Source organism: Streptomyces chattanoogensis, assembly GCF_001294335.1.
Classification (GTDB): domain Bacteria; phylum Actinomycetota; class Actinomycetes; order Streptomycetales; family Streptomycetaceae; genus Streptomyces; species Streptomyces chattanoogensis.
In genome coordinates, this window is the sequence record NZ_LGKG01000137.1 from 18,793 (window position 1) to 32,122 (window position 13,330).

The 13,330-nt window shown below is 69.5% G+C and carries 13 protein-coding genes and 1 pseudogene; 11 read left to right on the plus strand and 3 right to left on the minus strand.

Annotated elements, in window-relative coordinates; genetic code table 11:
• Positions 1–56 precede the first annotated feature (56 nt).
• From ADL29_RS17715 to ADL29_RS17725, 3 genes are all read left to right on the plus strand, one after another.
• Positions 57–413 (plus strand): hypothetical protein, encoded by a 357-nt coding sequence (locus ADL29_RS17715; RefSeq protein WP_053924619.1) that lies wholly within the window; start codon positions 57–59, stop codon positions 411–413.
• Complete coding sequence (locus tag ADL29_RS17720) at positions 400–1,254, plus strand: hypothetical protein (RefSeq protein WP_053924620.1); 855 nt, start codon at positions 400–402, stop codon at positions 1,252–1,254. Before ADL29_RS17715 ends, ADL29_RS17720 begins: the two co-directional genes overlap by 14 nt.
• Positions 1,255–1,751: 497 nt before the next feature.
• A complete protein-coding gene (locus ADL29_RS17725; protein WP_053924621.1) occupies positions 1,752–2,579 on the plus strand; it encodes an SDR family oxidoreductase in 828 nt (275 codons plus the stop codon).
• Between the two features lie 4 nt (positions 2,580–2,583).
• On the opposite strand, the gene ADL29_RS46620 is transcribed toward ADL29_RS17725, so the two are convergent.
• The 3 genes from ADL29_RS46620 to ADL29_RS17740 all read right to left on the minus strand — a co-directional run bounded on the left by ADL29_RS46620 (position 2,584) and on the right by ADL29_RS17740 (position 5,145).
• On the minus strand, positions 2,584–3,261 hold the full coding sequence (locus ADL29_RS46620) for a winged helix-turn-helix transcriptional regulator (RefSeq protein ID WP_078971082.1): 678 nt from the start codon (positions 3,259–3,261) through the stop codon (positions 2,584–2,586).
• Between the two features lie 27 nt (positions 3,262–3,288).
• Complete coding sequence (locus ADL29_RS17735) at positions 3,289–3,708, minus strand: acyl-CoA thioesterase (protein WP_053924623.1); 420 nt, start codon at positions 3,706–3,708, stop codon at positions 3,289–3,291.
• A 126-nt stretch (positions 3,709–3,834) separates the two neighbouring features.
• The gene (locus tag ADL29_RS17740; RefSeq protein ID WP_053924624.1) at positions 3,835–5,145 is read right to left on the minus strand and encodes a helix-turn-helix transcriptional regulator; all 1,311 of its coding nucleotides are present in this window, start codon (positions 5,143–5,145) and stop codon (positions 3,835–3,837) included.
• 1,137 nt (positions 5,146–6,282) lie between these two features.
• Here ADL29_RS17740 and ADL29_RS17745 point away from each other — a divergent pair.
• The 8 genes and pseudogenes from ADL29_RS17745 to ADL29_RS17780 all read left to right on the plus strand — a co-directional run bounded on the left by ADL29_RS17745 (position 6,283) and on the right by ADL29_RS17780 (position 13,277).
• Complete coding sequence (locus ADL29_RS17745) at positions 6,283–7,341, plus strand: hypothetical protein (protein WP_053924625.1); 1,059 nt, start codon at positions 6,283–6,285, stop codon at positions 7,339–7,341.
• Positions 7,338–8,093 (plus strand): ATP-binding protein, encoded by a 756-nt coding sequence (locus ADL29_RS17750; RefSeq protein WP_053924626.1) that lies wholly within the window; start codon positions 7,338–7,340, stop codon positions 8,091–8,093. The genes ADL29_RS17745 and ADL29_RS17750 overlap by 4 nt, the downstream gene beginning before the upstream one ends.
• A 138-nt stretch (positions 8,094–8,231) precedes the next feature.
• A complete protein-coding gene (locus tag ADL29_RS17755; protein WP_053924627.1) occupies positions 8,232–8,861 on the plus strand; it encodes a WhiB family transcriptional regulator in 630 nt (209 codons plus the stop codon).
• Positions 8,858–9,292 (plus strand): annotated as a pseudogene (locus tag ADL29_RS45295) (DUF2637 domain-containing protein); the annotation flags it as partial. The gene ADL29_RS17755 and the pseudogene ADL29_RS45295, both read left to right, overlap by 4 nt.
• Before the next feature lie 1,073 nt (positions 9,293–10,365).
• A complete protein-coding gene (locus ADL29_RS17765; protein WP_053924629.1) occupies positions 10,366–10,557 on the plus strand; it encodes a hypothetical protein in 192 nt (63 codons plus the stop codon).
• A 40-nt stretch (positions 10,558–10,597) separates the two neighbouring features.
• A complete protein-coding gene (locus ADL29_RS17770) occupies positions 10,598–10,891 on the plus strand; it encodes a hypothetical protein (protein ID WP_425424256.1) in 294 nt (97 codons plus the stop codon).
• Between the two features lie 128 nt (positions 10,892–11,019).
• Positions 11,020–11,550, plus strand: coding sequence for a plasmid mobilization relaxosome protein MobC (gene mobC / locus ADL29_RS17775; RefSeq protein ID WP_063788485.1), 531 nt, complete (start codon positions 11,020–11,022; stop codon positions 11,548–11,550).
• Positions 11,547–13,277 carry a relaxase/mobilization nuclease domain-containing protein gene (locus ADL29_RS17780; protein WP_053924630.1) on the plus strand — a complete coding sequence of 577 codons (1,731 nt, stop codon included), beginning with the start codon at positions 11,547–11,549 and terminating at the stop codon, positions 13,275–13,277. The genes mobC and ADL29_RS17780 overlap by 4 nt, the downstream gene beginning before the upstream one ends.
• Positions 13,278–13,330: the final 53 nt, after the last annotated feature.

A 13,330-nucleotide genomic window follows, 5' to 3' on the forward strand; every position in this document is an offset into this window, starting at 1 on the left:
GCCCGCGCGGGCCGCCCACCCACACCTTCACCCTCCCCACCCGGAGGTTCCTGCCCATGCACACGTCTGTGCTGTCTGCTGTCCAGATCGCCATCTCCCTCGGCCTGGTCGCGTGGATGATCACCGGCTTCACTCCCCTGCCCGGCCGCTGGCTGCGCTGGAAGATGTTCTGCCGAGCCACCTTCACGATCATCTCGCTCACCGGCACCACCAAGGACGGCCGCACCGAGCCCGTCAACGTCTACGACCACCTCTCCCCGGGCAGCTTCATCCTCGGCCCACCCCAGCTCCAGACGATCCTCGACCACCTCACCTCAAGCGGCCGGTACGACCGGATCGACGGACACGGCCGCGTCCTGTCCGCCCGCGGCGAGCAGACCGTAGAAGTCAGGGGCAGCCGTGTGGTTCTTTGACGCCCTCGCCTCCGGCTTCCAGCACCCCACCGACCCCGGACACCTCCAGTGGTTCCGGATCATCTTCGGTGCCGTGCTCACCGCGCGGTTCTCCCTCGCCTTCGGCCAGGGCGGCTGGGACCGCCTCAACCCCGGCTCGCTCAGCGCCTACCTCGCCGAGCAGCGCCTCGGCCCCGCCCGAGCCCGTCTCCTGATCACCTTCTACCGCCCCGCGCTGATCGCCCGTACGGCCGCCGCCCTCGCCCTGGCGCTCGGCCTCGCCCCCCGCCTCGCGCTGCTGGTCATCCTGCCCGGCGCCGCCATGGAGCTGCTGTACCTCAAGAGCCCCAACGCCATCCGCTACACCCTGCTGACCGGCACATGCCTCCTGTTCGCCAGAAACCTCGGTCACAGCCCCATCGTCGAGCACGGCCTGAGCACGGCGAACACCTGGGCGCAGTGCCTCCTCGTGCTGATCACAACTGACATCTACTGGAACAGCGCCTGGCAGAAACTCCGTTCCGCCCAGTTCCGCAGCGGGCTCTACCTCGCCCAGTGGGTCCACACCTACACCCAGGTCAGGGACCAGTTGCCTTACCGGCGCCAGTTCGCCGTACCCGGCCTCGTCCGCCGCCACGCGGGCAACCTCACCGCCCGGGACGTCCGCCGCTGGCGCGCGGTCGCGGCCACCGTCATCACGGCGGAGATCACGCTGCCGCCCGCGCTGCTCATCGAGCAGACGATGCCGTACGCGGTCGTCGCTGGCATCGCGATGCACGCCGCCTTCACCTGCCTCAAGCCCCGCCAGCTCATCACGTTCTCCGGCCTCACCCTTGGCACTTACGTCGCCTTCGCGGCCTGACTGTCCCTCCGCCGGCCGACAGGGCGCCATCGAAAGCAAGCACGCCGCTATCGGCCGCCGGTCGAACGGATTAACTCCGTCACGTCTCGGTCGCTCCGCAGGGAAATCTCGGTGGCGAGGGCCGCCACCTGTCCGGCCATCACCATCAGCAGGTTGGGCAGAATGCACTTGTCATCAGACCCGGCCGCGGCAATCCGAGCGTGGGACTCAGCCAGTTCGGTGGCGAACTTCTCCTCGATATCTGCCCCCTCTGCCTACGGGGACCTGGTCGCTGGAAGGGTGATGTGGTCCATGCCACAGTCGGCCATAAGGCAGGCCAGCGACGGGCCTCCTGGTCGAGGGGTCACGTCGACATACATGTGGACTCCTTCACAGGGTGCAAGAGTCCTGCACATCCGACAGCGCTGGTCCGCGTGGCGCCGACGGGCCTACTTCGCTCAACTGAGGCGCCCAGTAGAGCCTCCACCAGCCACCAGGCCCGGTCTACCGTGTCACCCATGACAGCTCTGATCATCGGTGGCAGCGGCTTCCTGGGGGCCGAACTGATCCGGCAGGCGAGAGCAGCCGGGCACGCTACGGCCGGGACGTACACGACGAAGCCCGGCGACGCCTCCCCGATCGCGTGGCATCCACTCGATCTGCGGGACGTGGGAAGCCTGGCCGCCGTCGTGGCCGAGGTGGACCCGCACATCATCATCAACGCATCGAGCGGCGGGACTGACTGGGCCATCACGGCAGCAGGGCCTATTCATCTCGCGATGCTGGCCGCCAAGCACGGAACCCGCATGGTCCACGTGTCGACCGACGCCGTGTTCTCCGGTGCCGCAGTGCATTACGACGAGTCTGCTCTCCCGGACCCCATCACTCCATACGGCGCAGCCAAGGCTGCGGCAGAGACCGGGGTCCTCGCCGTGCATCCGAATGCTGTCGTCGCCCGCCCGTCGCTGATCATCGGCTACGGGCGTTCCGAGCACGAACAGCTCGTGCACGGACTCGCCTCCGGCGCCGTCGACGGCGCCTTGTTCACCGACGACATCCGGTGCCCTGTGCACGTCGCCGACCTGGCGGCCGCCCTCTTGGAACTGGCGTCGAGTGATGTGGCCGGCATCCACCATCTCGCAGGGCCTGACGCCCTCAGCCGTCACGAACTCGGCGTCCTCATCGCCAAGCGGGACGGTCTTGACGCCTCCCGCCTGCCTGCGGGCCTGCGGGCGGACAGCCGTCTTCTCGGAGCCCTCGACGTGCGCCTCAACAGTCAGGCGACCCAGCGACAACTGCGCACCACGCTGCGCGGCGCCCGGCAGTTCCTGCGTCCCGGTGTGTAACGAACTACCGGTAGTTCACCCAATAGGGCGGGCCATCGGACCAGCTCCGAGTCCTGTCGGCCGAGTTCGCTCCAGCGCTCAATCGCGGTGTAGACCGGCCCCAGGGCGCCACCCGCGTCGGTGAGTATGTAGGGGGCACCGTGCTGGGTTCCGGACCGGGCCGCCAGTCCATCCTCCGGAATCGCTCCAGACGCCTCGCGGTGTAACCGGTCTGTAGTCCTGCCTTTTGGGCGATGCGAAGGATTGACGTCGGCCCAAGTTCGTCGAGCGCTTGGACCACAGCGGTGGACCTGCGCGGGTACAGCCGCCGGGCAGCGTCTTCGACGCGCTCAGCAGTGGTCGCTGCACCGATCGACAGGTGTAGCCAGGACCACTCGAACAAGGCTTGGCGAACTGGGGCGAGAGCGCAGCCACGGTCGGTGAGCTGGTACGCAACGGCAGTGTGGTCGCCGGTCCGGGTGACCAGGCCATCGGAATGCATCTGATTGAGCAGACGATAGACGTTCGTGACGTGCGGCAGGCGCGCGGCGATGTCACACACGCGCATGGGAACACGCTGTGGGGTGAGGATCTCCACAACCGGGGCAGTCCACCTGCGCGCTGCGACGCGCAACGTCTCTTCGACACGCTGCGCGTTGACTGAGCAGAGCTGGGTGGTCGCGGGCGGAAAGGTGCTTGCCATGACCTCAAGTCCTTTTGAGCAGGGTGCTCAGGTTCGTGAACGAGGTTGGGTGTGGCGAGCCAGGAATGCGCGTTCGGGATCCGAGAGGCGCCGGGGGCGAGCAGCGTCCAGGTTGTACGCGACGATCGTGGTTGTCGCCTCGGCATACAGCTGATCGGCGTCGCGGATCTCGTAGGCCAGCTCGAAGGTCGCGGCGCCGCTCTTGGCGACCCAGACGTGCACGTCGACGGGCTCGTCCCGGTAGCGCAGTGGTGCTCGGTAGTCGATGACGGAGCGGCTCACGACGAACGCGTTCTGGCGGCGGCCCTCTTCATCTGCGGGGAGGACCTCCTGGAACATCCGCGTCCGCGCTTCCTCCATGTACCGGAGATACAGCGCGTTGTTGATGTGCCCGTACGCGTCGGCGTCGGCCCAGCGCAGGGGGCAGGGGTAGGTGTACCTGTGCACGAGAGGGTTCTTTCTGCGGGAAGGGCTGGGATGAACTGCGGCAGGCATGGCCGTTGCCACGACTGCTGCCGCGTATGTCCGGGGTGCCATGGCACGGCGTGGAGTTCGGGAGGAGGCGACCTAGACCTAGGCGACCTGGCAATGCGGCTTCGACGGGGCTCCGTCGGCCCACAGCTCTCCCAGGACCGCACGGAGCACTCGCTGCTCCACGTCGCGTTCCCCGATGAGCTCTCCGATGCGCGCGGCGGCTGCCTCAGGCTCGGCCGGCAACGCAAGGCGTACCAACCGCTTCATCTCGGCGAAGCACTCGCCTTCCAGGGCCTCCCACGGCACCCGCGCTATCACGGTGAGCGGCGAGACCTCCGTGACGCCCCAGTACCCCGGCGACTCCTCCACAGCCCAGACCACGTTGCGCTTGGAGGGCGAGAGCGTCAACTGGGCATCGGGCCCCATGAGGCGGCTGATGGCGGGCAGGCGGATACCATCCTCTCCGGCCCGCGCCGCGGCCTTGTCCGCGCTGTTCACCACGAGGCGTGCGGTGCCGACGGCATCGGACCGGAGCCGGTCGGCCTCGGCGATCCGCTCCTGGGCTCGGTGCCGCTCGCGTGCCGTGTTGTGCGTTTCATCCGCCCAGGCGTTGCGAGGGCCGCCCAGGGCGTCGCGTTGAGCGTCCCCTTCGGCTTCCACCCAGGTCATGACGACGAACCGGCAGTCGGGCATGATCGCGGGGTAGGCGACGTGGCTGACGATCTCGATCGTCTTGTAGCCGAGCGTCGGCACGGTGGCGAGGAACACGTGTCCGTCACGGTGCTCGACCCGACCGGTGTCCGACTCCCAGATCTGCAGGACTTCCGGGTTCTTCTTGACGTCCGCGATCAGTTCTTGGAGATCGGGGTCGTCGCCGTGGGTGGTCTCTGCGAACCGGAGCATGCGTACGAAGACGGCGGCGTGTTTGTGCCAGTCGTGGTAGGTGGCACGCCCTTCGGCGGTGGTGAGAGCCCAGCGGATCAGATTGGCCCGAGGCTCCATCACCCACGGCCACAGCTCGGCCATGGCCTGGTTGTAGGCCAGGATGTTCCAGTTGCGGTCAGACAGATAGGTGGGACTGGGCATCTGCCGGTCGATGAGCAGGCGCAGCGCGCGCGCCAGCTCGGGGTGACTCTCCGGTGCCGTTGCCCGGACGTAGGCGCCCACGTTGTAGAGCAGCAGCGCGTGGCGGTCGTCGCTGTCGAGTTTCAGGACGGCGGCCAGGGCGTCGCACTGGGCCTTCGAGAACCGGGGCGGCATTGCCCCGGTTTCGATGTCGCGGTACTTGCGTACGCACATGCCCAGAGCCCTGGCGACCGGGGGCTGTGTGATGCCGGCGGCCTTCCGCCACCGCTTGAGCATCCCCCCGAACCCCATGTACTGCCCGGCGAACTGTCCGGTCGGCAGCATGGAAGGGATCCCCCCTTTGTCAGCGCTGTTGCTGCTGCGGGCTCGCCGCTTTGCGGACATGAGCCCCTCCCTCTTCTCTCGTCGTGCTGACGAGGAGGCGGCCTGTTTCCGGGCATGAAAAAGGAGGGTCAGCGCAAACGCCGACCCCCCGCCCTGCCGTCTCCCCACTAAAACCATACGCAACATTTGGGCGATCTTGACCACCTGTGGCACCGGCCACATACCACACGGAATGTCTCGTCGATTTCCGAACCAGCGCCGCGGATTACCCGGAGGCGTTCACCGCAGAATCAGGCACCTCTATCGGCGAATCATGATCAACCTGCAAAAGCGGCAAATGTGTGCCGCTTTTCGTTTCCGCCCAACCCGACCGGTCTAGACCAGAGTTGAAGGGCTTGCCTGCAGGGCGCCAGATCGCTCCATTCCGCTTACACGGCAAGCGACTTACGACCTCGCAGGCGACCCGATAGACGCGCACCACCCGGGAAATCTATGCGCGTAAACCGGACAAAAGATCGACGTTGACGCCCCCTTAGAGGCTTGGCTTAAATCTTTCTGACCAGCCGGTTCGACGGGCCGTTGCCGCATGAGACACAGGGGGGCGCAGTGAAGATCATCTCCGGGATGCTCGGGGCGGTCCGGCTGCTGCCCATCTCCCGGCCAGCTGCCTCCACCCGCAGGCGCAGGTGCCGACGCCCTCCCTCTGCGACTTGTACGTCGTCCTTTAGCTAAGTCTGGATCTTCTTGCGGCACCCGCATATGTTCGTCGTCCCTCGCCGGGCACCCTGCCCGGCGGCAGACGCCAGAAGGAGCAGCATGCGGTTCACGCAGACCGGCCGGGCCGGGTAGCCCGGAAAACAGCGACGGCGCCTGAGAGGTGCAACTCCCAGACGCCGAACGCCCAATGGAACTCCTGCCTGTGCAAGGGCCGGAGATTTACCCACCTTCACCGCACCGGACCTTCCAAAACACGTCCCGGCGCGGGCTTCACTTCAGAGGAGAGTGTTGCATGCCCACTGCCCTGCGCAAAAGGCCGGTCCGCCCGGCCAGCGCGGCAGATTGCCCCCCTTCCGCCACCCCTGGCCGCGGGCCAGACCGGCGGAGCCCGCTCCGGCACAGTGGCGGAGGTGGGGTCTGATGGCACGCATCCGCACAGTCAAGCCGGAGATGTTCGAGTCGGAGTCGCTGGCCGAGTGCTCAGTGACCGCGATGCTGACCTTCATCGGGCTCCTGACCCAGGTCGACGACTCCGGCCGGCACCGCGACCATCCGGCCATCATCGCCGGGCGGTTGTGGTCGCTGCGTCCGGAGCACACCGCCACGCACGTCGCCCGTGATCTCGAGGAGCTGGCCTCCGCCGGGCTGGTGTGCCGCTACACCGGGTGCGACGGGAAGACCTGGCTGCACATCGTGACGTGGGAGCAGCACCAGAAGATCAACAAGCCGACCGCGTCGCGTCTTCCGCGGTGCCCCAGCCACCAAGCGCGGCACAAGTGCGGGAAATGCCAGGCCGCCGCCTGCCCGACCAAGCGGGCAGAGGTTCCGGCCCCGGATGCCTCGACGCCTACCGGAGGACTCCCGGAGGAGTCCGGTAGCCCGCTCGCTGGGCTCCAGAGCCAGGTGCCCAGTGCCGGCGCCTCGGCTGGCACCACGGACTCCCCGTCGGCGCCCATCGGCGACGACACGGTCGCCGCTGCGGAACCGCTTGGGAAAACTGCAGGTCAGACAGCACTACCGGAGGGCTCCCGGAGGACTACGGGAGGAGGACGGGAGGAGTCACGCCCTGGATCTAGGATCTTGGATCCTGGATCATTCCTTACGGGGCGCGAGGCGCCCGCGCCCGACACCCCCTCGGCATCGATCTCGGCCAAGCAGCTGGTGGCCGAGTACGTCCGGGGCTGCAACCGCCGACCGCCGGAGGACTTCCTCGGACACCTGGGCCGGAAGATCAACGCCCTGCTCGACGAGCGTTTCGAGGTGGGCGACATCCGCGCCGCCCTGGACCGGCTGCGGGCCAAGGGCCTGAACCCCAGCGTCCTGCCGAGCCTGGTGAACGAGGTCGTCAACGCCTCGCCGCCCGCCGCCTCACCGCTGTCGTCCGCCTCCGGCGCGGGGCCCTGGGCCAGCACTGGCTCCACCTACACCCCGTACCTCAATCCCACCGCCGAGCCGACGACGTTTGGAGGCCGCCTGTGACCCGCGCCCGCTACGCCGACCCGCAGCCCGCGGTCTCCGACCGGCTCCGTGAGCGGCTGGAGGCCAAGCTGGCCGAACGCGGCCTGGACCTGGACCGTCCGCTGCCGGACACCCCGGAGCCGATCCCTGCCCTGGAAGCCGCCCAGGCGCGCATCCCGGTCGACTACCGCGCGGCGGTGCCGGAGCACCCGGACGTCACCGCGTGGGTGCGCACCATCGCGGACAACGCCGTGGCGCCGAACACCGAGGGCCTCAACCCGCACTACGGCTCCACCGGGCGCCGCCGGATCGCGCACGGCCCCTCGCTGCTGCTGTGGGGCGCCACCGGTACGGGCAAGACGCACCAGGCGTACGGGGCGATCCGCGCCCTGACCGCCGCCGGCTGCGGCGTGCAGTGGCACGCGGCCACCGCCGCCGACCTCTACGCGGACATGCGCCCGCGGACCGGAGTGGACCCCGAGCACATGCTCCGGCAGATCGTGCGCGTCCCGCTGCTGCTGCTGGACGACCTGGGCGCGGCCAAGCCCAGCGAGTGGACCGAGGAGATCACCTTCCGGCTGATCAACTGGCGCTGCCAGAACCGGCTGCCCACCATCTTCACCAGCAACATGCCGCCCGTCCGCACCAGCGAGACGCCCGCGCGCCAGCCCGTGCTGCGCGACAAGGTCGGCGACCGCGTGCTCTCCCGCCTGTCCGGCATGTGCACCGCCGTCGAGTTCACCGGACCCGACCGCCGCTTCCAGCGCCGCTGACCGGCCTGACGCAACCGAGCCACCGCCGTGCGGTCCGCCACCGCACCCCTGCCCCGCCTCGCCATACCCCGCCGCGCCCGGCCACCGCCGGTGCTGCCCTGCCCGCCCGGCTCGACGAGGCGATTTCCGGAGACTTCCTTGCGCTACATCACCACCAACGACTCCCCGGCACCCGCCCTTCGGGGAATCGCCGACCACAGCTGGCAGTCCCGGGGCCTGTGCCACGGCATGGACCCGGCTGACGCCGACGAGCTGTTCTTCCACACGCCCCGTGACCACGAGGCCATCGCCGAGGCCAAGCGGACCTGCGCCACCTGCCCGGTCAAGCGGGACTGCTTCAACTACGCCCTCGACAACCAGATCCGCCACGGCATCTGGGGCGGCCTGACGGCAAAGGACCGCCAGCCCTGGCTCGCGAAGCTGAGCAAGCGCCTCGACTACAGCCGCGTACGCGCCGCCCTCCAGGGCCGCGACGTGCACCTCAGCACCTCCGAACGCAGCACGTTCATCCACCACGCCAATCTGCGCGGGTGGAGCCCGGAGCGCGTGGCCTACCTCCTGAGCGCCGACCTCGACTGGATCCGCGACCTGATGCGCGAGGCCGGCTACGTCGTCGAGGACCGGGACCGCTACTGGGACCTGGACGAGGAGAGCGACACCACCGACGGCGGCGAGCACCCCCAGGACGACAGCGAGGTCCCCACCCCGTCCGAGCCCCGCCAACTGCAGACCCACGCCCTGATCGCCTCCCTCGGAAAGGCCGCATGACCCACCCCACCGCTGCACACCTCGCCGTCGCCCCCGTCGGAGCCTGGGACCGCCTCGCCATCGTGGCCCTCGGCTCCGCCGGCTGCGCCCTCAGCTACGACGCCCTGCAGCAGATGGCCGTCGCCATCCACGTCCGCGGATTCCTCACCTACCTGTTCCCGCTCGTGATCGACGGCTTCATCGCCTACGGGGTACGCGCCCTGCTGGTCCTCTCCCAGGCCCCGCTGCGCGCGCGGCTGTACGTGTGGACGCTCTTCGGCACCGCCACCGCCGCGAGCATCTGGGCCAACGCCCTGCACGCGGTCCGCCTCAACCAGCAGACCACCCACTCCGGTCTGCGCCTGGGCGACACGGTGGTCGCCGTCCTGTCCACCCTCGCCCCGCTCGCCCTGGCCGGCGCGGTCCATCTGTACATCCTCATCACCCGCCACCACCCGGGTGCCGGGGGGCCTGCGGACCGTCCAAAGAAGGCTCCCAAGAAGCGGAGGACGAACCTGGTCCGGCGCATGCGGACCAAGCTCCGTCGAAAGAGCAATGGGCAGCGGACCACGGCGGACCTCACCGCGCGGACCACGGACCACCGACCCGAGCCTGGCGCACTGGACGAGCGGACCGATTCTGCTGTGGACCACGAGCACCGACCGGCCCCGGAGCCTGGTCCGGGGCGCGCGGACCACAGCCCTTCAGCGGACCAGATGCCGGACCACGAGCGCCCGCGGACCATGGAACGACCCACCGAAGCGGCCCCTGCGGACCACGACGCCACGCGGACCATCCCTGCCCGGGACCACGCGGACGAGCCTGGAGACCACGATGCGCCCGCTGCGGACCAGCAGCTCGCCGCTGGTCCGCAGGAGGCCGACCGCGAGAGGCGGACCAGCAACGCCGCGGGTCAAGCGGCTCCTAGCCCGCATGGTCCGGCGGACCCCGAGCGCGGACCGGCCGAGGGGTCTGGTCCGGCGAGCGCGGACCAGGGCGCCCCGGCGGACCAGATGTCGGACCGCGAGCACCCGCGGACCACGGACGACGCCGTGCGGACCACGGACCAACCGGCCGTTGCCGCCCCTGCGGACGACGCCACGGCTGCGGACCAGCGGACCAACCCTGCCCCGGACCACGCGGACCACGACGGAGACCACGACGCGGACCAGCCGGGGGACCACGACGCGCCCACCGCGAACCAGCCTCTGGACCAACCGGCGGACCAAGACGATGACGGCTCCTCGGGCGGACCGCAGGGGGCGCGGACCACGGGCCACGGCGCCCCAGCTCCGGACCAGCGGACCAAGCCCGCGGACCAGGACGACGAAGTCCCGTGGGAAGTGAAGGTCGAGGTCGCCCGCCGAGCCGCCCTCCAAGAAGGGCTGATGAGCCGCCGGATCATACGACCGCACCTGCGGCGCAACAACATCAGCATCAGCAACGAGCACTTCCGCGTGCTCCAGGACCAGCTGTACGCGGACCCAGCGCTCGCGCACCTGCCCCGAGACAAGAGGAGATCCCGATGAAGACCTGCGAGCGCTTCCAGACCCTGAAAGCTGGCTACGAGCAGGACATCACCTACCTGCGCAACCACTCCCAGCGCAGCACGGGCACATCGGCGGCGAAGACGAGCGCGACCAACGCCCTAGCCGTGAAGACCCGCATGGCCAAAGCCCTCGGCCGACACTTCGAGCGCTGCCCAATATGCGGATGACGAGGCCGTAACCGCAGGTCAAATGTCCTATGCCATCCCTGTGACGCGGTGGCCCGGCCTGATGTCGGGCCACCGCCCCGACCCTGGAGGGCCCGCCATCCGCTCCCGCAACTCCCGCACCTCGATCCCTACCACAGCCGAGGCGAGCGCCTGGGCAGAGGTCCTGGTCCGCCGCCGCCTCCTGCACGCAACAGTCCTGGCCCCAAGCGGTCAATGGCTCGTCCAGACCTCGTCCCAGGCGCCCGTCCGTGTCCTTGACGGACCGGCCGACATGGTCGACCTCGCCGCCGACATCCAGCACCACACCCGTACCACGAGGACCCGCACCCGATGACGAATCCGAACGATCCCCAGCCCCACGCGCAGGGTGAAGGGAAGACCAACTCGACCTCAGCGCGAGCAAGTTATCCCAAAAGTAGTACTCCCATCGGGAGTACTACTTTTGAGGGTCCCGCCCCGGGGGTGGCGGGAGCGGATCGGCAGCGGGGGGCGCCGATCCGTCAGGCTGCGACCGAGGGCGGACCGCATCCTGAAGGGGACAAGACCCACCCGTGTCACAACCCTGCCTGCGCGCACAGCACGCCGACCAAGCCGTCCGCACGTAACCGCACGCGCAAGGACTCCGAGAACAAGCGCATCCACCTGCTCGCCACCCGCTTCAACGACACCGAGAAGTCCGACGTACTCGCGGGCGCGGCTGCGTGCGCGCTGACTCCGTCCGGCTTCCTTGCCCACGCCACCCTGCGCGCCGCGCGGGACCTCACCCGGACCGCTGCCGAAGTCGCCGGCGAACGTGAAGTGATCGCCGAGCTGTTCGCCCTGCGCCGCCACCTCGGGCAGATCGGCAACAACCTCAATCAGGTGGCCAAGGCGACGAACTCCGGTGCCGACGTTCCGCACGCCAAGGCCGTCCTCGATGCCGTCCGCAAGGCCGCCCGGCGCGTGGATGCCTTCACGCAGTACTACCTCGACACCGAGACGCGAGCCGGATGATCCCCCGAGTCCACAAGCGCGGTTCGCGCACCATCGGCCTGCTCGCCTATCTCTACGGGCCCGGCCCCCACGAAGAGCACATCGACCCCCATCTCGTGGCGGCCTGGGACAGCTTCGCCCCCGACCCCGGCCGCGATCCGCAGGCCACCTACGAAGACCTGCAGCAGCTCCTGGACCAGCCGGTCGAGGCGCTGTCCCCGTCGCGCCGCCCGGCCAAGCACGTGTGGCACCTGTCGGTGAGGGCCGCGCCCGACGATCCGATCCTGACCGACGAGCAGTGGGCAGACATCGCCCGGCGCATGGTCGCGGCAACCGGCATCGCGCCGGCCGACGACAGCGCAGGCTGCCGCTGGGCGGCCGTACGCCACGCGGACGACCACATCCACATCATCGCCACCCTGGTGCGCGAGGACGGCCGCAAGCCACGGCTGAACAACGACGCCAAAGGCTCCCAGGCCGAAGCTCGCCTGATCGAAGCCGAGTACGGCCTCAAGCAGCTCAACACCGGTGACGGAACCGCAGCCAAGCGTCCGACGAGCGCCGAACGCCACAAGGCCGAACGGGAGGGCAGGGATCTGACCCCGCGCGAGGAGCTGCGCGAGACCGTCCGCCGAGCGGTGGCCGGCGCCCAGGGCGAGGAGGAGTTCTTCGGCCGGCTCTCCGCGGCTGGCCTGCTGATCCACAAGCGCACCGCCCCCTCCGGTGACCTGCTCGGATACAAGGTCGCACTGCCCGATGACCGCAACGAAGAAGACGAACCCGTCTTCTATGCGGGCTCCACCCTCTCGCCCGACCTGTCACTGCCCCGCATCCGCGAACGCTGGTCCACCGACAGCGAGGCGGGCCCGCGCACCGAGACGTCATCGCAGAGGGCCGCCGGGGCTGCTGCGCCGAGCGGTCCGGCTTCGGCGCGGCGCCGGGCGGCGAGCGCGGCGTGGCAGGCGGTACTGGTCATCGACCACGGCGAGGACACGGTGGCCGCCGCGCACATCGCCGCGGCCGGGGAGGTCCTGGACGCACTCGCCAAAACCTCCGCCGCACACACCCGTAAGCAACTCCGCGAGGCGGCCTTCGTTTTCGAGCGAGCGTCCCACTCCCACGTGAAGGCCGAGCGCGGCCACGACCGCGCCCTGCGCCAGGCCGCCCGCGACCTCGTCTACAGCGGCCCCGCCCTCGGGCGCGGAGAGGACGGGGCCACCACCGCCCTGGTCATCGACATGCTGTTCTTCCTTGTCACCGCCGCCGCCCACTGGCACGGCAAGAAGGAACACGCCCAGCAGGCCGCAGCCGCCCGCCAGGCAGGCGAACACCTGCGTGCCGCCTACCGGGTCGCTGCCCAGCACCCGCTCGCTGTCCTGCAGCACCGGGGCCGCCGCCTGCCCCAGCCGCTGCATCGCCGCCAGGTCGCACACCTGCGTGAGGCAGTGCCGGAGCTGGCGGAGCAGATCCTGGCCGAGCCCGGCTGGTACGCCCTGGCCGCCACCCTCGCCGACGCCGAGGCCGCCGGCCACGAGCCCGCCGCCCTGCTCGCCGAGGCCGTCGCACGGCGCGAACTGGACACCGCCGACTCCGTCAGCGACGTGCTGGTGTGGCGACTGCGGCGGTTGGCCGATCTGCCCGCCGATGCCTCCGCGATGCCCGAGCACGACACCACTACGCCGCAGACCACCGGACGCCCGAAGCGGCCCTCGGCCGACCGCGGCGACCGGCCCCGCAAGACGAGATGAATTCCGAAGTTCGCGAGTTGCGGCAGGTCAGGACGCTGGGGCACTCTCCCTGT